The 18921-nt window shown below is 41.8% G+C and carries 17 protein-coding genes and 1 tRNA gene; 16 read left to right on the top strand and 2 right to left on the bottom strand.

What is annotated here, in order from left to right:
• The first annotated feature begins 66 nt into the window (after window positions 1-66).
• The 12 genes from HXT24_RS05060 to HXT24_RS05005 all read left to right on the top strand — a co-directional run bounded on the left by HXT24_RS05060 (window position 67) and on the right by HXT24_RS05005 (window position 10193).
• Window positions 67-1089, top strand: a complete 1023-nt coding sequence (locus tag HXT24_RS05060) for a ribose-phosphate diphosphokinase (RefSeq protein ID WP_032836384.1) — start codon at window positions 67-69, stop codon at window positions 1087-1089.
• A 76-nt stretch (window positions 1090-1165) separates the two neighbouring features.
• Window positions 1166-1236: transfer RNA gene (locus tag HXT24_RS05055), tRNA-Gln, on the top strand.
• A gap of 106 nt (window positions 1237-1342) precedes the next feature.
• The gene (locus tag HXT24_RS05050) at window positions 1343-2005 is read left to right on the top strand and encodes a CDP-alcohol phosphatidyltransferase family protein (RefSeq protein ID WP_004125964.1); all 663 of its coding nucleotides are present in this window, start codon (window positions 1343-1345) and stop codon (window positions 2003-2005) included.
• A gap of 65 nt (window positions 2006-2070) precedes the next feature.
• Complete coding sequence (locus HXT24_RS05045) at window positions 2071-2829, top strand: YebC/PmpR family DNA-binding transcriptional regulator (protein WP_004113651.1); 759 nt, start codon at window positions 2071-2073, stop codon at window positions 2827-2829.
• A gap of 6 nt (window positions 2830-2835) precedes the next feature.
• Complete coding sequence (gene ruvC / locus HXT24_RS05040; protein ID WP_004113652.1) at window positions 2836-3417, top strand: crossover junction endodeoxyribonuclease RuvC; 582 nt, start codon at window positions 2836-2838, stop codon at window positions 3415-3417.
• 48 nt (window positions 3418-3465) lie between these two features.
• Window positions 3466-4104: a Holliday junction branch migration protein RuvA gene (gene ruvA / locus HXT24_RS05035; protein WP_019261281.1), complete on the top strand. Its 639-nt coding sequence runs from the start codon at window positions 3466-3468 to the stop codon at window positions 4102-4104.
• Window positions 4105-4107: 3 nt separating this feature from the next.
• Entirely contained in the window at window positions 4108-5169 is a 1062-nt protein-coding gene (gene ruvB, locus HXT24_RS05030; protein ID WP_004113654.1) for a Holliday junction branch migration DNA helicase RuvB, read from the top strand.
• Between the two features lie 68 nt (window positions 5170-5237).
• Window positions 5238-5654, top strand: coding sequence for a preprotein translocase subunit YajC (yajC, locus tag HXT24_RS05025; RefSeq protein ID WP_032836704.1), 417 nt, complete (start codon window positions 5238-5240; stop codon window positions 5652-5654).
• Window positions 5655-5672: 18 nt separating this feature from the next.
• Window positions 5673-6254 (top strand): adenine phosphoribosyltransferase, encoded by a 582-nt coding sequence (locus HXT24_RS05020; protein WP_004125952.1) that lies wholly within the window; start codon window positions 5673-5675, stop codon window positions 6252-6254.
• 133 nt (window positions 6255-6387) lie between these two features.
• Window positions 6388-7983 (top strand): DUF6350 family protein, encoded by a 1596-nt coding sequence (locus HXT24_RS05015; protein ID WP_422119271.1) that lies wholly within the window; start codon window positions 6388-6390, stop codon window positions 7981-7983.
• Window positions 7984-8056: 73 nt separating this feature from the next.
• Window positions 8057-9697 carry a bifunctional phosphoribosylaminoimidazolecarboxamide formyltransferase/IMP cyclohydrolase gene (gene purH / locus HXT24_RS05010; protein WP_422119608.1) on the top strand — a complete coding sequence of 547 codons (1641 nt, stop codon included), beginning with the start codon at window positions 8057-8059 and terminating at the stop codon, window positions 9695-9697.
• A 106-nt stretch (window positions 9698-9803) separates the two neighbouring features.
• Complete coding sequence (locus tag HXT24_RS05005) at window positions 9804-10193, top strand: DUF3017 domain-containing protein (protein WP_353582788.1); 390 nt, start codon at window positions 9804-9806, stop codon at window positions 10191-10193.
• Between the two features lie 27 nt (window positions 10194-10220).
• On the opposite strand, the gene HXT24_RS05000 is transcribed toward HXT24_RS05005, so the two are convergent.
• A complete protein-coding gene (locus HXT24_RS05000; protein ID WP_285069046.1) occupies window positions 10221-11207 on the bottom strand; it encodes an MIP/aquaporin family protein in 987 nt (328 codons plus the stop codon).
• Window positions 11208-11406: 199 nt separating this feature from the next.
• On the opposite strand from HXT24_RS05000, the gene HXT24_RS04995 reads away from it, so the two are divergent.
• The 4 genes from HXT24_RS04995 (at window position 11407) to HXT24_RS04980 (ending at window position 18430) form a co-directional block, all read left to right on the top strand.
• The gene (locus HXT24_RS04995) at window positions 11407-12180 is read left to right on the top strand and encodes a pseudouridine synthase (protein WP_004130807.1); all 774 of its coding nucleotides are present in this window, start codon (window positions 11407-11409) and stop codon (window positions 12178-12180) included.
• Entirely contained in the window at window positions 12177-14381 is a 2205-nt protein-coding gene (gene der, locus HXT24_RS04990) for a bifunctional cytidylate kinase/GTPase Der (RefSeq protein ID WP_422119270.1), read from the top strand. The genes HXT24_RS04995 and der overlap by 4 nt, the downstream gene beginning before the upstream one ends.
• Before the next feature lie 53 nt (window positions 14382-14434).
• Complete coding sequence (locus HXT24_RS04985) at window positions 14435-16963, top strand: DEAD/DEAH box helicase (protein ID WP_422119269.1); 2529 nt, start codon at window positions 14435-14437, stop codon at window positions 16961-16963.
• 93 nt (window positions 16964-17056) lie between these two features.
• Window positions 17057-18430 (top strand): replication-associated recombination protein A, encoded by a 1374-nt coding sequence (locus HXT24_RS04980; protein WP_422119268.1) that lies wholly within the window; start codon window positions 17057-17059, stop codon window positions 18428-18430.
• A 75-nt stretch (window positions 18431-18505) separates the two neighbouring features.
• Here HXT24_RS04980 and HXT24_RS04975 read toward each other — a convergent pair whose 3' ends face one another.
• Window positions 18506-18811, bottom strand: coding sequence for a YhbY family RNA-binding protein (locus HXT24_RS04975; RefSeq protein ID WP_004117809.1), 306 nt, complete (start codon window positions 18809-18811; stop codon window positions 18506-18508).
• Between the last annotated feature and the right edge of the window lie 110 nt (window positions 18812-18921).

Genomic DNA, 18921 nt, shown 5'->3' with positions numbered 1-18921 from the left:
GCGCAAATAGATAGTATTAATCACAGTCCGTTTTTGTGGGCTGTTAGTGAACTAGCGTTTGGAGATATGGTGAGCATCGTCCTTGAAGGAAAGCCAGATAAAAACCTTGTTCTCGTAACTGGTCGCGCGCATCCGAAGCTTGCTCGAGATGTTGCAAATCAGCTTGGTATAGAAGTATTGGAAACAACAGCATATGATTTTGCCAATGGCGAGATGTATGTTCGTTACACTCAGTCTGTGCGAGGAACAGACGTGTTTGTGTTGCAAAGTCATAGTGACCCTGTTAACAAGTCCATTATGGAACAGTTAATTATGATCGACGCATTAAAGCGCGCGTCTGCTCGTTCTATTACCGCTGTGTGCCCGTTGCTTGGATATTCTAGACAAGACAAAAAGCATCGCGGTCGTGAGCCTATTTCTTGCCGCTTGATGTTTGATTTGCTTAAAACAGCAGGCGCAGATCGAATCATGAGCGTTGACTTGCATGCGGCACAATCGCAGGGATTCTTTGATGGTCCTGTAGACCATTTGATTGCTATGCCAGTGCTGGTTGATTACGTTCGAGATCGTTTCAGCGAAGATTTAGGAAACGTTACCGTTGTTTCGCCAGACGCAGGTCGAATCCGAGTTGCAGAACAGTGGGCGCAACGTTTAGGCGGAGGCCCATTGGCTTTTGTTCATAAGACTAGAGATATTACTCGTCCAAATCAGGCTGTAGCAAATCGTGTTGTTGGTGATGTTGCTGGGCGTGATTGTGTTATGGTTGATGATTTAATTGACACTGCTGGAACAATCGCAGGCGCTTGTAATGTTCTTAAGGACGCTGGTGCAAAGTCTGTTACGGTTGTTGCAACTCACGGCGTGCTTTCTGGTCCTGCAGTTGAGCGTTTAAAGAATTGCGGCGCTAGAGAAGTTGTGTTAACGGATACTGTTCCAATTCCAGAAGAAAAGCGTTGGGATGGGTTAACTGTTCTTTCAATTGCCCCACTTTTGGCAAGTGCTATTAAAGCTGTGTTTGAAGATGGGTCTGTTGCAAAGCTGTTTGACACTTATCCAGAGCATCATGGCAAGGGGTTCTTGTTTGCATAAATCCTATTTCGCCACGCCAAACTTGACGATGTCAATTGTTATGGCATAATAGTGACTTGGCGGTTTTTTCCGCCGTTCCCTCATGGTGTAATGGCAGCACACGGGTCTTTGGAACCCTTTGTCTTGGTTCGAATCCAGGTGAGGGAGCTAGAAATTGCGCCGCTTAATTTTAAGCGGCGTTTTTTATTAGCATAGTTTGTTGATAGTGTGTGTATGAGTAGCTTTTTTAATCTAGGAAGGCGTTTTATTAGATATGTTGGAATCTTTAAGAGGTGGATTCAAGCGTGTTATTGCGCCTATTGCTAAGCTGCTTGTAAAATTTGGCTGTACAGCAAATGGCATTACTGTTTTCGGTGCTTTGGCTGTTGTAGTAACCTCAATTTTTGTTTCTATGACTGGCTGGCTTTTATTCGGTACAATTTTGCTTACGATTTTTGTCCTTGCAGATGCTTTGGATGGTTCAGTCGCTGCTTTAACTAATCAAAATGGTGGAACGAAATTTGGTGCGTTTTTGGATTCTACTTTAGATAGAATCGCTGATTGGTCTCTATTTTTGTGTGTTTGTATTTGCTTATATCGTGCTAAAAATATCAACATATGTTTATATTTGCCAGAATATGTTAATGGTTTTATAAAATATTGCGGATTGCTTTGTTCGCTAATAGCAATTATGGCTGCTTTTGTAACGTCATATGCTAGAGCAAGAGGTGAGTCTGTTGGGGTGGAAGCTAAAAAAGGTTTGATTACTAGAGCAGACAGAGTGGCTATTATATTGATTTCAATGGGATTAAGTGGATTAACTGGCTGGCTTTTATGGCTTAGTTTAGCCATGTTTATCCTTTGTATTGGTGGTATCATAACCGTTATACAGAGGATTTTTGAAGTTAAAAATTTGCTTAAAAATACTAGCGTATGACGATTTGTCGCTAAAGAGCATTAAAATCATCACGTTTACGTAACCGTACACTTTTTAGGAGTATCATGTCAGGTCATTCCAAGTGGGCGACCACAAAGCATAAGAAAGCCGCTATTGACGCTAAGCGCGGCAAGCTTTTCGCCAAGCTTATTAAGAATATTGAAATCGCTGCTCGTCTTGGTGGTGGAGACCCTGATGGTAACCCAACTTTGTACGATGCAATCGTTAAGGCTAAAAAAGCTTCTATGCCAGCAGATAATATTAAGCGCGCTGTTAAGCGTGGTTCTGGTGAAGAAGCAGGCGGCGCAAACTACGAAGAGATTGTTTACGAAGGCTATGCTCCAGCAGGTGTTGGATTGATTATTGAGTGCCTTACTGATAATCGCAACCGCGCCGCAGCAGACGTTCGCTCCACTCTTACAAAGGGCAATGGTTCTTTGGCTACAAGCGGTTCTGTTAGCTTCAACTTTGAGCGTAAGGGCTTGATTGAAGTTCCTAGCGAAGGCGTTGACTATAGCAAGCTTTTTGATATTGCTGCAGAAGCTGGCGCTGAAGATGTTGCTGACGACGGTGATGTGTATTCCGTATACACTGATTCTAGCGATTTGGTAACTGTTCGTAAGGCTTTGCAAGATGCTGGTTTCGACTATGATTCCGCAGAAATCGTTATGCATCCAAACAATGAGGTTGAATTGAGCTTTGAAGATGCTCAGAAAGTGTCTCGTTTGATTGACAATCTCGACGATTTGGACGATGTTCAGAATATTTACAGCAACTGGACTGCTTCGGATGAGGTTATGGCTCAGCTTGAGGAAGCAGAATAGTTTCCTATGATGATTTTGGGCGTTGACCCCGGGCTTACTCGCTGCGGGGTCGGCGTGATTGAAGCCGGCGTTTCTCGTCGGCTTTCTTTTATTCACGTCGATGTATTAAGAAGTGATCCTAAGACTTCTCAAGATTTAAGATTGCTCGAAATTTACAATGGACTGGTGGAGAAAATCGAAAGGTTTTCGCCAGATACTATTTCGATTGAGCGTGTTTTTGCTCAAGAAAATCGAAACACTGTTCTTGGTACTGCTCAAGTTGCAGGTGTTGCAATGTTGGCTGCTGCTCAGAGAGGTATTCCTGTAGCTTTGCATACTCCTACAGAGGTTAAACTCGCTGTTGCTGGAAATGGAAAGGCGGATAAAACTCAGGTAGAGCGCATGGTTGCGCGTCTTTTAAATCTTAATGTTTTACCGACTCCTGCAGATGCAGCTGATGCTTTGGCTCAAGCGATTTGTCACGCGCTTCGCCCAGCAGGGGCTTTGCAAGGAGGAGAGCGAGAGCAGCATTTAACTGAGGCTCAACGAAAGTGGGCTGCTTCTTTGCGTTCTGCTAGCAGACATTCTTCTGTCGGACGTGACATGTAGTATGTTTTATAGAACAGATGTTCTATTTATCTAGAAAGGTGAGCGCTGATGATTGGTATGCTTAGCGGCGTTATTGAATCAGTTGATTCTCGATGTGCGCTTATCTGTGTTAGTGGTGTTGGCTATGAAGTTTATATGCCATCGTCTGATTTGGCTGCGCTGCATGAAGGTCAAGATGTTAAGGTTTATACGTCTTTACAAGTAAGTCAAGATGCTGTTACTTTGTATGGTTTTACGAGTATGCCTGCAAAGCGTATTTTTCTTCAAATTCAGCAGAAAGTTAGTGGTGTTGGTCCTAAAGTTGCTCTTTCTTTACTTTCCACTTTAAATGTGAATCGTTTATTGCAGGCTATTGCAGATGGCGATATCACCGCATTGTCTTCTGCTCCAGGATTAGGTAAAAAGGGTGCTCAAAAAATTGTTCTTGAACTTAAAGGTTCTATTGACGTATCTCAATTAAATGAAGATGATACTTCTAAAGATTCAAAATCTTATAAAAAGGAATTTGATGAATCTGGCATCAGCAAGGTTGTCGATGGACTTATGTCTTTAGGGTGGAAGCAGTCAGATGCTCAAAGAGCGGTTGAAAACGTGTGTAATAGTGAAAAAATTGCTCTGCCAATCAGTGATTCAGATATGTCTAATGTTTTGCGCATGGCATTGGCAGCGTTAGATAGAGGCAGGTGATTCATGAGTTTGGATGAAGGAATCGACGTACAAGCTTTAAATACTGGCGTATCCGAAGATTCATTAAGAATTGTTTCATCATCTCCTATAGGAAATGAACAGATTAGCGATGAAGAATTAAGACCTCATGCTCTAGATGGATTTATCGGACAGCCTCTTTTAAAGGCGCAGTTACAACTTTTTTTGGATGCTGCAAGATTGCGTGATGTTCCTCCAGATCACATGTTGCTTGCAGGTCCTCCTGGGCTTGGAAAAACAACATTAGCAATGATTGTTGCTAATGAGTTAGGCGTATCTATTAGAGTTACGTCTGGCCCTGCTATTCAACACGCTGGTGATCTAGCATCAATTTTGAGTTCTCTTGATACTGGTGAAGTACTGTTTATTGATGAGATTCATCGTTTGCCTCGAGCCGCAGAAGAGTTGCTTTATATAGCTATGGAAGATTTCCGAGTTGATGTTATGGTTGGCAAAGGACCAGGGGCGTCTTCTATACCTCTTACATTGCCGCATTTTACTGTGGTTGGTGCTACTACGCGCGAAGGTATGCTTCCTTCTCCGCTTAGAGCACGTTTTGGTTTTACGGCTCACTTGGATTTTTATCCTCACGATGAGTTGGAAAAACTGATTGAACGTTCATCTGTTCTTCTTGGTGTTCATCTTGTTGATCAAGCAGCTAAAGAACTTGCTATTCGTTCCAGAGGAACTCCTAGAATCGCAAATCGACTGTTAAGACGCGTACGTGATTGGGCAGTTGTGCATAATCTTAAAGATGTAAATCGCGAGTCTGTAATAGAAGCCTTATCGTTGTATCAGATTGATACTCAAGGTCTTGACCGTCTAGATATTGCGGTTTTGAAAGCTATTGTGAATCAATTTAATGGTGGTCCAGTTGGGCTTAATAATTTGGCTGCAATGGTTGGAGAAGAGGCAGAAACTGTAGAAACCGTTTGTGAGCCATATTTAGTGCGTGAAGGGTTTCTTATTAGGACTCCTAAAGGTCGTGTTGCCACTGAAAAAGCTTGGCAACACTTAGGTCTTAAAGCGCCTGATAATGTCAGATAGATAACATAAAATAAGTGTTTTGGACGGTGTTTTGTCCGTCTCAGGGTTGGATACATAAGGAGTTTATTGTGCCCCAATTTGTTAGCCAGTATGGCATGCTTATTGTACTCGTAATTGCCATGGTTGGTATCATGTGGTTCCAATCTCGTAATATGAAGAAGCGCCAAAATGAGTTGAAGTCCTTCCATGATTCTTTGAAACCAGGCGTTGAAGTTATAACAATTGGTGGAATTATCGGTAAGGTCGTCTTAGTTGATTCTGATCACGAAGAGATTGTTCTAGATTCAGAAGGTAGTTTACTTCGAGTGTCTTTCAGAGCTGTGAATAGAGTTTATGTTCGTGTAGATTTCAACAGCTATGACAAAGACGATGAAGCTGATAACTCGGAAGATGTTGATGCATCTGATAAAGATGAATCTCAAGAATCGAGCGAAACTGAGCAGATTCAAGAATCCAGCGAGACTGGTGAAGTCAAAGAAAACTGAGATAAGAACAATAAGATTATGACAACAACTGATATTACAGTAAAATCTTTGAAGAATGTTAGTGATGAGGATGTTAAATATTTAGCATCTCTTATTAGAACAATTCCAGGGTTTCCAAATCCAAAGATTGTTTTCCGCGATTTTCTTCCTGTTTTTGCTGATAATCGTGGTATGCGAATTCTTATTGATTCATTAGTAGATTCGTTACCAGTTTCTAAAGATTCATTTGATTTAGTTGCTGGACTTGAGGCTCGTGGATTTTTGTTTGGTCCAGCTTTGGCTGCTCGACTCAATAAAGGTTTTGTTGCCGTAAGAAAAGCAGGTAAATTGCCGCCCGAAGTCATAAGCGAATCATATTCTCTCGAATATGGGGAAGCTAAGATAGAGATTGAGAAAGATCTTATAAAGCCTGGTCAGCGTGTTCTTATTGTTGACGATTTAATTGCTACAGGAGGAACTGCAAAAGCTGCTGCGCGACTTGTTGAAAGGTCGCAGGGTACTGTTGCTGGATTCTGCTTTGTAATGGAGTTAACAGGAATTAGCGGGATGAATGAGTTGCAATCTTATAAATGCTCTAGTTTAATGACGATGCCTGCGTAAAAGTGGTGTATGAGTAGTAGCTTGTGTTGTAATTAGGCAGCTACATTTATCCATATATTGTTTTTAGGTGTAATCATAAAAAATCGAACAACTTAGATCTAACTTCAAGCGGCTAATAAGGGAGGATGATGTTATGAAAAAACTGAAGTCTTCTCTTATTAGCATTTTGAAGGGGATATCTATACCCGCTATTGCGACTTTGATTTTTGCAATAGTTGTTGGATTATTCATGTCACTAACCCTTCTTGTTATTTCTATAGAAGAAGGAACTGGTAATCTTTCCGATTCATCAATGTCGATGACGTGGGCTGCTCTTCTTTTTGCGCAAGGAGTTGGTCTAGGCTTTGATGATTTTATTCTTACAGTTATTCCACTTGGTTTGACTTTGCTTATAATTACAATGCTTGCGATTCTGATGAGAAAACTAAAAGGTGGATCGCTAGTAAATTGTATTGGTTTGTTTGTTTGGGTTTTCATCAATGGAGTTATATCTCAAAATACTAATATTGAGTTATTGGATTCGTTACCAGTCATATTGTTAAAAAGCTTTTGTGTATATGCTTTTGCACAGTTAATAGCTGTTTTCCCATACAGCTCATTGTTTGTATTAATCAAAAATAATATAACAAAAAATGTTCCTGAACATATATTAAAACGCATAAAAATTTGCCTTTATTCAACCGTAATCGTGTTGTCAATTTATGCAATTATTGCATTATCAACGATTATCTTTTGGTCCATTGTTGGAGCAAGTAATGTTGAGATAGTTTTTTCAAAGTTAGGAATGCAATTAGGTTCAAGAATTTTAACCACAATTGCATGTCTGGTATGGCTTCCAAACGTTGCATTATGGGCATTATCATGGATTTCAGGTTCAGGATTTGCGATAGGATCAGTTGCTAATTTCACAATTTATGCAGTTAATCGTAAGTCTTTGCCTCCTGTTCCATTCTTTGCCATATTCCCAGACTCTATAGGTGATTCACTTTATAGGCTTCTTGTTAATGGTATTGTTTTTGCCTTATGTGGCGTATTTGCGTTATTTGTGATCTTATATTCTAAGTCTTGTAATCTTCGTTTGCATTTCGATAAAGATAAACTTGATTGGAAGTCTACCGTTATTGCTTTTGTGGAATCAGCTGTAGTTTTGGTATCAACTTGCATATTAGTAATACTCGTTATGAGTATACTATTCTTGTTCGCAAACGGTGATTTAGGTAAATATCGTTTATCCAATGTTGGTATAAATGTAAGTAGAAGTGTTCGTGCTTTAGGGCATTTAACAGTATTTGGTTTTGGGTTGGCCTGGATTCTCGTTATATTTGTGTGCGCAATAATAATTTCTATTCGTGCGTTAAGTTCTAAAATTTTTGAGAAATATGATTCCATTAAGCCGTCGAATTTTAATATATTTTCCAAAAAGTTATCTGAAAATATTAGTGAAAAGGCAAAAGAAAATCAGAACATAAAATCGCAATCAAAACCAGTTGAACAGTCATATGAAACGTCAGTAATAACTCCTAAAGAAAACAATATGTCTGAAAAGTCTGCTGATGATATGTCTTCAAAAAAAGAAAAAACGCGTTCATCTTGTTCAATTAGTCAAAATGAAACAGATAATATAAGTCAGCCGCGAAGCGTTAAATCCACTAAAAAACAACCTTTGCTTGAGAACAAAACTGATACTAGAAAACCTAGAACAGTTAGTTCGAAAGTCAATAAAAAATAATCCTCGTCCAACATCAAGGAGGAAGACCACCGTGCAACAGATACACGCGCAAGAATCAAGTGCAGATGTGCTGATAACCACAGGTAAAAGGTCAATCAAGCGAGTACTTGTATCAGTATTTTGCAAAGAAGGGCTAGAAACTCTGGCAGACGCTTTTAAAAGGTGCGGAACTCAGGTTGTTTCAACAGGTTCAACAGCTGCAAAACTCCAAGAATTAGGTGTAAAGGTTACGGAAGTGTCTGATATAACAGGTTTCCCAGAAAGCTTAGATGGTAGGGTTAAGACGCTCGATCCACATATTCACGCTGGGATTCTAGCAGATATGAGCAATCCTGATCATGTAAAGCAGCTTAAAGAGTTAAATATTGAGCCATTTGATGCTGTTGTAGTGAATTTGTATCCGTTTGTAAACACTGTTATGAGCGGTGGAAGCGAAGCTCAGATTATTGAGAAAATCGATATTGGTGGACCATCTATGGTTCGCGCTGCCGCGAAAAATCATAAATCTGTGGCTGTTATTACAGACCCTGCAGATTATAATATTCTTGCCCAAAGAGTGTTATCTGGAGAAGGTTTTAGCCTAGAAGAACGCGAATACTTGGCGCATAAAGCATTTGAACATACGGCTTCTTACGATGCTGCAATATGCCAGTGGACAAGTGAAGTTTGGTCAATTCCAGAAAGTATGAAGACCAAGTCGGAGGAAGACGCAAATTCAGTTGATAAAACAAGTGAGGATTTGATTCTTCCAACTGATTATACGCGTACGTGGAAGTTAAATCGCGAGCTTAGATATGGTGAAAATCCACATCAGCAGGCGGGGCTTTATCTTGACCCATTGCATAAGGGAGGTTTAGCTCAAGCTGAACTTCTTGGTGGAAAGCCGATGAGCTACAACAATTATGTTGATGCGGATGCGGCTTGGCGTGCAGTATGGGATTTTGCCCCACAAATCGCTGTTGCAGTATGCAAGCATAATAATCCTTGCGGCTTAGCAATAGGTGCAACTGCAGCTATTGCTCATAAGAAAGCTCACGCTTGCGATCCTGTAAGTGCTTACGGCGGTGTGATTGCTTGCAATTCAACTGTTACACTAGAAATGGCTGAAAGTGTTCGACCAATTTTCACAGAGGTAATTATTGCTCCAGGTTATGAGCCTGAGGCTTTGGAGTTATTGCGCACTAAGAAGAAGAATTTGCGAATCTTAAAGGTTGCAAATCCTCCAGTTTTGGGCTTGCAGGTGCATCCTATTGATGGTGGCGCATTGGTACAAAGCGCAGATAAGATTGACGATTTTGGCGATAATCCTCAAAATTGGACTCTTGTATCTGGAGAAGCTGCAGATACTGATACTTTGAGAGACTTAGAGTTTGCATGGCGCTCGCTTCGTTGCGTAAAGTCTAACGCAATTCTACTTGCACACGATAATGCTACTGTTGGCATTGGCATGGGGCAGGTTAATCGCGTGGATTCTTGCCACTTGGCTGTTGAGCGTGCTAATACTCTTGCTGATGGTGTTGAGCGTGCTCGTGGAGCTGTTGCGGCTTCGGATGCATTCTTCCCATTTGCTGATGGTCCGCAAATCCTTATTGACGCAGGTGTGCGAGCAATTGTGCAGCCAGGAGGGTCAATTAGAGATGAGGAAGTGTTTGAAGCTGCGCGTGCGGCTGGAGTAACAATGTACACTACTGGTACAAGGCACTTCTTCCACTAAATAGTATTTAACTGAATAATAAAATATTTATTAATTTTTTAATTAATACAAGTATTCTATAAAAAGGACCTTGGATTGTATTTTCGTATACTTTCCAAGGTCTTTTATGTATTATACAAGTATGACAATTAATGATCGGTATGAAAAACAAGACGATGTAGCAAAAATTCAAAAGAACATTTTAAATGTAAATGAATCTGAATTAGCAAAAAAATCAAACCATATATACGTTTCGGAGGTCAAAGAAGGAAAACCGTATGCGCAATGGATTGTGGCAGCAATAGTATGCGTAAGCGCAGTATTGGCGTTTATGGGTAAAACAATGGCTGCCACGGTAATAATTGCCGCAACAGCCATTGTTCTTGGAATCATACGCTTAATATTTACTCAAAAAAGTCCATGGAAGGTTAGATCTGTAGCCTTCGATTCTTTCATAAGCATTTCGCTAGGAATTGGACTATTGATAACGTATTTTTCAATTTTTTTCTTAATGTAGAATCCGATAGATTTAATTCACGAAATTCTATTTATCATCTCTGTTAAAAGGATTAAATGGAACATTATCGTTTCCAGTAGAATCCAAAGTCGTAGAAGGAGTTACTGAAGACTCTGTGTTAACAGGAGGTTCTGGAACTACAGGAACAGTATTCTGTAGAACAGGAGAAGTTTGATTTGAGTAATCAGCAGCAACAGGATTCTGATTATTTGAAGAAGATGTTGCAAGCTTGCAAATAAGCATGACAAATCCTACGAGTGCAGCGGCAAAAACAGGTGCAATCCAAAATACCCAAAGTTGACTTAATGGGGAGACGGATAACTTTTGCGATTGAGCAAGAATGGCAATGCCAGTAGAACGGGCAGGGTTTAAACCAGCTCCAGTAATTTGATACGTTATGAAAGCTCCGGCGGCATAAGCAATGCCCATGTGAGTAGAGTATCCGCATTTAGTGCTGCCATTGTCATTCATGTACGTCATTGCTGTTGCAACAATAACAAGAACTGCAATAATTTCAACAACAAGAGCAGTAATAACGCCAAAAGATGCATTAACACTCTTAAGTTGGTTTGCAGAAATGGAAGCATTTTCAAAACCATTAACAACAGGAGCGAACCAAGTGTGAGCTGGAACCATCTTTGTTTGTGGCAGAACAAAAACAGTTACTCCAGCTGCAGCGATAGCTCCAAGAACCTGAGCAATAATGTATAAAATTCCAGAAATATAAGGAGTTCTGCCAGTAAGCATAGATGCGATAGTTATAGCAGGATTCACATGTCCGCCAGAAAACTTAGATGCAATACCAATAGCAGCAGCATAAGCAATACCAGTTCCTACTGCAATCATAAGAACATTTACGCCATACATTGCAGTAACAATAGATGAGAACATGTAGATAGTGAACATTGCAAAAGCGCTTGCAATGAATTCTGCTCCTATTCTAAAAATGAGCGGAGTTCTAGGTGCAGATGATTGTTTAGAAACAGAGCATTCTGCATTTGAAGTGTAGTTCATAACAATTCCTTACGTTAATTGTGTACACCGCTATGCTGGTTTTTATTATTTACAGCACAACCAAACGTTTGCTATAGTATCACGGCTATGCCATACGCTAACATAGAAAAACGTGGTAATTTCCTGTATTTATTGCAGAGTATGAAAATTTACTACTAATTTATTAGAAGAATACGAATAAGGTCACGTTGGGAGAACGATGCCAAACGCATATTCCCGCGCCAATCAGGCGCAACAAGAATCCAAAAACGCTGTTCGACTGCAAAAGCTACTTGCTGAAGCGGGATTTGGTTCACGCCGAAAGTGTGAAGAAATAATCTTAGATGGGCGTGTTGAAGTAGATGATGAGCTTGTAACAACACTCGGAACTCGAGTAGATCCAAGTAAACAAAAAATACGCGTAGACGGATCGAGAGTAAAGTTCAATCACAAGCTTGTAACACTCGCGCTTAATAAGCCAAAAAGAGTTTTGAGCGCAATGGATGATCCAAAAGGTCGCTTCACTTTAAGAGATATTGTTGGAGATAAGTACGAGCGAATTTTCCACATGGGACGCTTGGACTACGATTCTGAAGGTCTTATTTTAATGACCAACGATGGTGAGTTAAGCCAGCATGTTATGCACCCAAAGTACGAAGTTGAGAAAACGTATATTGCAACTGTTGAAGGAAAGATCAACGGAATGGTTTGCCGCCGCTTGGTTTCGCAAGGCGTAAATCTTGAAGACGGTTGGATTAAGCTCGATCGCTGCGCAATAATCGACCAGAATCACGATGCAACTATCGTAAAAGTTGTGTTGCACTCTGGCAAGAATCGTATTGTGCGCAGAATTTTTGGAGCCGTTGGCTTCCCTGTAAAGCGTCTTGTGCGTACTCAAATCGGTCCTATTAAGTTAGGGGACTTAAAAGCTGGGTCTTACCGCGTGCTCTCGCAAGTAGAAGTGCGCTCGCTTTCTAAGGAGGTTGGCCTGTGATTTGCGTAGCAATTGATGGACCAGCAGGAGTAGGTAAATCTTCTACTTCTCGTGCTTTAGCGCAATACTATGGTTTTGCGTATTTAGATACGGGGGCAATGTATCGAGCTGCTGCTTGGTGGTGCTTGAAGCAAGGTATTGATTTAAGTAAGCAGCTTGAGTTGGATGAAGAAGGAAATCCAACGAATTCTGCAGATGCAGAACGCTTTAATCAAATTGTTGAAGCTGTTGGAGCATTGTTTACGGAAGATCATGCTGAATTTAGTGTTGATCCAAAAAATCCTGTAGTCGTAATTGATGGTGAAGATATTAGCGAAGAATTGCGTTCCAGCGAAGTTTCTTCGCACGTGTCTACGGTTTCTTCGATTCCTGCAGTTCGACGCATGCTTATTGCTGCTCAGCGCGCGTATATTGCTTCAGAGTCTAGTGAAGATTCTTTCTCAGGCGGAGAGGGAATAGTTGCAGAAGGCCGCGATATTACTACTGTTGTGGCTCCAAATGCTCAAGTTCGAGTGCTTCTTACTGCTCGTGAGGAAGTGCGTCAAGCTCGCAGAAATAAGCAGGATATTGCGCAAGAAAATTTGCAAAATAATGGATCTAAGAATAATGAATCTGAAGAAGACGATATTCGTGCTCGCGACGCTAAAGACGCTAAAGTTACGAATTTTCTTAAAGCTGCAGATGGTGTTACAACTCTAGATAATTCTGATTTGACTTTTGAGCAGACTCTTGACGCGCTTGTAGAGATTGTTGACGATGCGATTGAGCAAGATGAGTACGACCGTTATGCTGCAAATCTTGAAGGCTACGATCTTGATGATGAAGATCGTGCGCTTCTTAGCGGTGATTTTGCAAGCGATGATGAATCGAAAGATACAAAAGCTGTTGGAGTAATCGCCGTTATAGGTCGACCAAACGTTGGAAAATCAACTCTTGTAAATCGTATTTTGGGCCATCGTGTCGCTGTTGTAGAAGATACTCCAGGTGTTACGAGAGATCGCGTAAGTTACGACGCTGAGTGGGCTGGAACCAACTTTAAGCTGGTTGACACTGGCGGCTGGGAAGCAGATGTTGAAGGCATTGATTCTTCTATTGCTCAACAAGCGCAAGTAGCAGTGCGTTTAAGCGATGCTGTGATTTTCCTAGTAGATGGTCAAGTTGGTTTAACAGCTACCGACGAGCGCATTGTTTCAATGCTTCGCGCTGCAGGTAAGCCTATTACTCTGGCAGTTAACAAGGTTGACGACGCTAGAAGCGAGTATTTGACTGCAGAGTTTTGGAAGCTTGGAATGGGTGAGCCTTACGGAATTTCTGCAATGCATGGCAGAGGTGTTGGAGATTTGCTTGACGCGGCTCTTAACTCTTTGAAGAAAGCAAATAAAACTTCAGGATTCTTAACTCCAGAAGGACTTCGCAGAGTTGCTTTAGTAGGTCGTCCAAACGTTGGTAAGTCTTCGCTTTTGAACCATTTAGCTCATGAAGAACGTTCTGTTGTAAACGATTTAGCTGGAACTACTCGAGATCCTGTTGATGAGGTTGTGCGAGTTGATGGAGAAGACTGGCTGTTTATTGACACTGCTGGTATTAAGCGCAGGCAGCATAAGCTTACGGGTGCTGAATACTATTCTTCACTTCGTACGCAAGCTGCGATTGAGCGTTCTGAACTTGCTTTGATTCTTTTCGATTCTTCCCAGCCGATTGCAGAGCAGGATTTGAAAGTTATGAGCCAGGCTGTAGACGCGGGTCGAGCCATCGTACTTGTGTTTAACAAGTGGGACTTGATGGACGAATTTTCCAGACAGCGCATGGAACGCTTGTGGAAAACTGAGTTTGAGCGCGTAACTTGGGCTGAGCGTGTAAATCTTTCCGCAAAAACAGGCTGGCATACGAATCGTCTTGCGCGCGCTATGCGAACAGCTTTAGACAGCTGGGATAAGCGCATTCCTACAGGCAAGCTCAACGCTTTCTTGGGGCGTATTCAGTCTGCTCATCCGCATCCTTTGCGAGGTGGAAAGCAAGCGAGAATCTTGTTTGCTACTCAGGCTTCTACGCGTCCACCGCGTTTCGTGATATTCACAACAGGCTTCTTAGAGCACGGCTACCGTCGCTTTATTGAGCGTTCTCTTCGAGAAGAGTTTGGATTTGAGGGAACTCCTATTCAAATCTCTGTAAAAGTACGAGATAAGAAGAAGCGCAAGTAAATAAATTTGCGATTAAAGTCACGAGTAAAGCTTAAGTAAAGTAGGAGCGCAATATGGCTGGTTTGGGCGAGTTAGCTTTTGATTTGCATCATGCTAGCGAAGATGAGATTTTTCAAGCATTTGTTGATTGGGTTAAAGATAACAAGCATGTGGATTTGTGGCCGCATCAAGAAGAATCTGTTATGGATTTGCTTGCAGGGGATCACGTAATCTTAAATACTCCAACCGGTTCTGGAAAATCTCTAGTAGCGCTCGGCATGCATTTTGCAGCGCTAGCCACTGGCAGACGCTCCTACTATACTGCGCCAATTAAAGCTCTTGTTTCTGAAAAATTCTTCGATTTAGTTGCGATTTTTGGGCGCGACAACGTTGGCATGATTACAGGCGACTCGCATATTAACGCGGACGCTCCAATAATCTGCTGCACTGCAGAAATCTTAGCAAATCAAGCCTTACGTGAAGGCGCAAACGCTGAAGTCGATTGCGTTGCAATGGACGAATTCCACTACTATGGTGATCCAGAGCGCGGATGGGCTTGGCAAGTGCCTCTACTTACACTTCCAAACACGCAATTCTTACTTATGAGCGCAACTCTTGGAGACGTAACGGATATTGCGGAACGCTTAGAAAAATCAACAAAACGTAGTGTTGATATTATTGCTAATGCGCCAAGACCAATCCCACTCGAATACGAGTACACAGATAAGCCGCTCGCAACAACTGTAGAACTCTTATTTAACAAGGGTTTAACGCCAATATACGTAGTTCATTTTTCGCAAGACGCAGCTCTTGAAACAGCGCAAGCGCTCGCAAGTACGGGAGTTTCAAGCAAAGAACAGCGAGACAAAATAGCGCAAGCAATTAAAGGTACTAAATTTACTACAGGATTCGGCAAAATCTTGCAAAGGCTACTGCGCACCGGTGTCGGCGTACACCATGCTGGTATGCTTCCGCGCTACCGTAGGCTTGTCGAACAGCTCGCACAGCAAGGATTGCTGCCCGTTATTTGTGGCACAGACACTCTCGGAGTTGGCATTAACGTGCCAATTCACTCGGTTGTGCTTACAGCTCTTACAAAATTTGATGGGAATCGTAGTAGAAAGCTTCGTGCTCGCGAGTTTCATCAAATTGCAGGACGTGCAGGCAGAATGGGATTCGATACTGAGGGCTTAGTAGTTGCAGAGGCTCCAGAGTTCGAGATTGAGAATGCGCGCGCTGTTGCAAAAGCTGGAAATGATCCTAAGAAGCTTAAAAAAGTTAAGCGTAAGAAAGCTCCAGAAGGCTTTGTAGTTTGGGGCGAGCCAACGTTTACTAAGCTTATTGAAAGCGCTCCAGAAACTTTGAATCCTCACATGGTTGTAACGCACTCAATGATTTTGAACGAAGTTACGCAAGGTGGGGATGCTAGAGCACGCGTTGAAAAACTTATTGAAGATAGTGCGCAAAAGCCGCAAGATAAAGAGAAATTGCTCGAGCGTTGCAACGATATTTTCCAAACTTTGCTCGATACTCAAGTTATTGAATGCAGAGAGCTTTCGGATGGTTCTTGTGATTATGATCTTGATGTTGCTATGCCAGAGGGCTTTGCGCTGGATCAGCCGCTTTCTCCGTTCTTGCTCGCAGCTTTGGAACTTCTAGACCCAGAATCTCCAAGCTATGCGCTTGATGTAATTTCTATGGTTGAAGCAACTTTAGATGATCCTAAGCCTGTGCTTCGCGCACAAGAGCGTAAGGCTCGCGATGCTGCAATGGCTGGCATGAAGGATGATGGCATTGATTACGAGGAGCGCATGGAACGCTTAGCGGAAGTTAGCTACCCTAAGCCTCTTGAAGATTTGCTTGAGCCTGCTTTTGCGCAATATCGCAAAGATGTTCCGTGGGCAAACGACTACTGGATTAAGCCTAAATCTGTACTTCGAGACATGGTTGAAACCGCATCCGATTTTACTGGATACATTTCTCGTTATGGCATTGCTAGAAGTGAGGGAACGCTTCTTCGTTACCTTTCGGACGCTTATCGTTCGCTTGCTCGTACTGTGCCAGAAGACATGCTTAACGAAGAATTACGTGATATTATTTCGTGGCTTCGTCTTGTTGTGCGATCTATTGATTCAAGTCTTGTTGACGAGTGGGAAAGTGCTGGAGGGTCGGACGCTGAAGCTAGCGCTGTAACTATGGCTGCGCCTGGAACTTCTGAGTCTGTAGTTGAGGATCGTCGTGGACTTATTGTGTTGATTCGAAACGCAATGTTCCGTCGCGTGCAGCTTATGGATTTGGAAGATGCGGATACTTTAGGAGAGCTTGACAAAGCTTGGGGTTACGGTGTTCACGAGTGGAATGATGTGCTTGACGACTATTACGATGAGCACGAGTATGTTGGTATCGATGCCAAGGCTAGAAGTGGAGACTTGTTTATTTTGGATGATTCTCTTGAGAAGAGTGAACATTCGTGGAAGGTTCGGCAGATTATTGACGATTCAGACGGAGATCATAATTGGGCTATTACTGGCGTTGTTGATTTGGATACAACGCAAGACGAAGGCGAAGTTGTGTTCTTCGATTACCAAGTTTCGCATGTGTGATTTTTAAAATGTGCTAACAGAGCACAGAAGGCAAAACACAGAATGCAGAATGCAATCGAACGTTTGTTCTATATGTAGTGTAAGCTGGTATTTATGGAGCAAGATTTATTTTCCGCAAGTAGTGCACCTAGCGATGTGACGCGTCCATTGGCAGTGCGTATGCGCCCAAGCAGTATTGAAGATGTGTTGGGGCAGTCGCATGCTCTAAAAGATGGTTCGCCTTTGCGCAGGCTTGCGAATCCACAATCTAAGGGTTCTCTTACTGCTCCAAGTTCTGTTGTGTTGTTTGGTCCTCCAGGAGTTGGTAAAACTACGCTTGCTTATATTGTGGCTAGACAGTCTGGTCGCGTGTTTGAAGAGCTTTCTGCTGTAACTTCTGGAGTTAAAGATGTTCGAGCTGTGTTAGATCGAGCACATGAGCGTTTAGTTAGTAAAGGTCAAGAAACAGTTCTGTTTATTGACGAAGTTCACCGTTTTTCTAAATCACAGCAAGATGCTTTGCTTCCAAGCGTTGAAAATCGCGACGTAACTTTTATTGGAGCTACTACCGAAAACCCAAGTTTTTCAATCATTAAGCCACTACTTAGTAGATCAGTAGTTGTTAAACTTGAGTCTCTTAGTGTAGAAGATTTGCACACGCTTATAGAACGCGCAATTTCTAGCGAAAATGGTCTTAATAATCAGCTTAAAATCGACGAAGACGCAATAGATTCAATTATTCGTTTAAGCGGGGGAGACGCTCGCAAAACTCTCACTATTTTAGAGGCTGCAGCAGGAGCAGTAACAGGAGATGTTGCGTTGCAGCATGGCAAAAAGAAGCCTGTAATTACTGCTGATATTGTTTCTAACGTAATGGATACTACTACAGTTCGCTATGACAAAGATGGCGATGATCATTACGATGTGATTTCTGCTTTTATTAAATCAATGCGCGGAAGTGATGTTGACGCTTCTTTGCATTATTTAGCGCGAATGCTTAGAGCTGGGGAAGACCCGCGTTTTATTGCAAGGCGGATTATGATTGCTGCTGCCGAAGAAGTTGGCATGGCAGCTCCGCAAATTTTACAAGTAACTGTTGCTGCAGCTCAAGCAGTTGCTTTAATTGGCATGCCAGAAGCGCGGATTATTCTTTCGGAAGCTGTGATTGCTGTAGCAACTGCTCCTAAATCAAACGCAAGCTATAATGCGATTAATCAAGCACTCAAAGACGTTGATGCTGGAAATATCGGTCAAGTGCCTCTTCATTTGCGAAACGCTCCGACTGCTTTAATGAAAAGTTGGGGCAATCACGACGGTTACAAGTATGCTCACGATTATCCGGGTGCTGTTGCATCTCAGCAATATATGCCAGATGAGCTAGTTGGCCGCGAATATTATCACCCAAATAATCGCGGCTACGAGCACGAGATTTCGCAACGTTTATCTCAAATCCGCAATATTCTCCACAAATCTGCTGACAATAACTAAAGTCAATAATTAAAAGGCTTCTTAGAATTGTAAGAAGCCTTTTAATACAGTATTACTATTTTTTTTAAGATAGTTTTATTCACGCACAAGCATAATGTGGTCAATATCTTCGCGATTTGAAACTCGGAATAACACAAAACGGTTGCCAATTACTTGCACGACTTCTGCACCAAGATGTTCTGCAAGTTCTTGCGCAGCTTCTTTAGCGCTTAATCCAGAGCCATCTTGCACAGCACACTTCATAAGTTCATGAGATTGCATTGTTTCGTCTGCTTGCTTAACAGCAGCGTCGCTAATATCGTTTTTTCCAACATAAAGCAATGGGCTTAAAGTGTTAGCGAGCGCGCGCAATTGCTTAATTTGCTTTTTAGTTAATGCCATTATTTTCCTTTCAAATCGCGTTCAACATGCGTAAAACGCTAAAACGTCAATTTTCAAAACATTAAAACGTCAAAACGCTATATTGTCAAACGCAATTATCGACAACCAAC

This window comes from Gardnerella sp. DNF00354 (genome assembly GCF_049262755.1).
Taxonomy (GTDB): Bacteria; Actinomycetota; Actinomycetes; order Actinomycetales; family Bifidobacteriaceae; genus Bifidobacterium; species Bifidobacterium vaginale.
Note: the sequence above shows the minus strand (reverse complement) of the source record. Positions and strands in the feature narration are given on the sequence as shown.

Bases quoted from the DNA above. Each gene is read 5' to 3' on its own strand.
- HXT24_RS05060 (WP_032836384.1), top strand. From the start codon at position 67: ATGGTGAGCATCGTCCTTGAAGGAAAGCCAGATAAAAACCTTGTTCTC.
- HXT24_RS05050 (WP_004125964.1), top strand. From the start codon at position 1,343: ATGTTGGAATCTTTAAGAGGTGGATTCAAGCGTGTTATTGCGCCTATT.
- HXT24_RS05045 (WP_004113651.1), top strand. From the start codon at position 2,071: ATGTCAGGTCATTCCAAGTGGGCGACCACAAAGCATAAGAAAGCCGCT.
- ruvC (WP_004113652.1), top strand. From the start codon at position 2,836: ATGATGATTTTGGGCGTTGACCCCGGGCTTACTCGCTGCGGGGTCGGC.
- ruvA (WP_019261281.1), top strand. From the start codon at position 3,466: ATGATTGGTATGCTTAGCGGCGTTATTGAATCAGTTGATTCTCGATGT.
- ruvB (WP_004113654.1), top strand. From the start codon at position 4,108: ATGAGTTTGGATGAAGGAATCGACGTACAAGCTTTAAATACTGGCGTA.
- HXT24_RS05020 (WP_004125952.1), top strand. From the start codon at position 5,673: ATGACAACAACTGATATTACAGTAAAATCTTTGAAGAATGTTAGTGAT.
- HXT24_RS05015 (WP_422119271.1), top strand. From the start codon at position 6,388: ATGAAAAAACTGAAGTCTTCTCTTATTAGCATTTTGAAGGGGATATCT.
- HXT24_RS05005 (WP_353582788.1), top strand. From the start codon at position 9,804: ATGTATTATACAAGTATGACAATTAATGATCGGTATGAAAAACAAGAC.
- HXT24_RS05000 (WP_285069046.1), bottom strand. From the start codon at position 11,207: ATGAACTACACTTCAAATGCAGAATGCTCTGTTTCTAAACAATCATCT.
- HXT24_RS04995 (WP_004130807.1), top strand. From the start codon at position 11,407: ATGCCAAACGCATATTCCCGCGCCAATCAGGCGCAACAAGAATCCAAA.
- HXT24_RS04985 (WP_422119269.1), top strand. From the start codon at position 14,435: ATGGCTGGTTTGGGCGAGTTAGCTTTTGATTTGCATCATGCTAGCGAA.
- HXT24_RS04980 (WP_422119268.1), top strand. From the start codon at position 17,057: ATGGAGCAAGATTTATTTTCCGCAAGTAGTGCACCTAGCGATGTGACG.
- HXT24_RS04975 (WP_004117809.1), bottom strand. From the start codon at position 18,811: ATGGCATTAACTAAAAAGCAAATTAAGCAATTGCGCGCGCTCGCTAAC.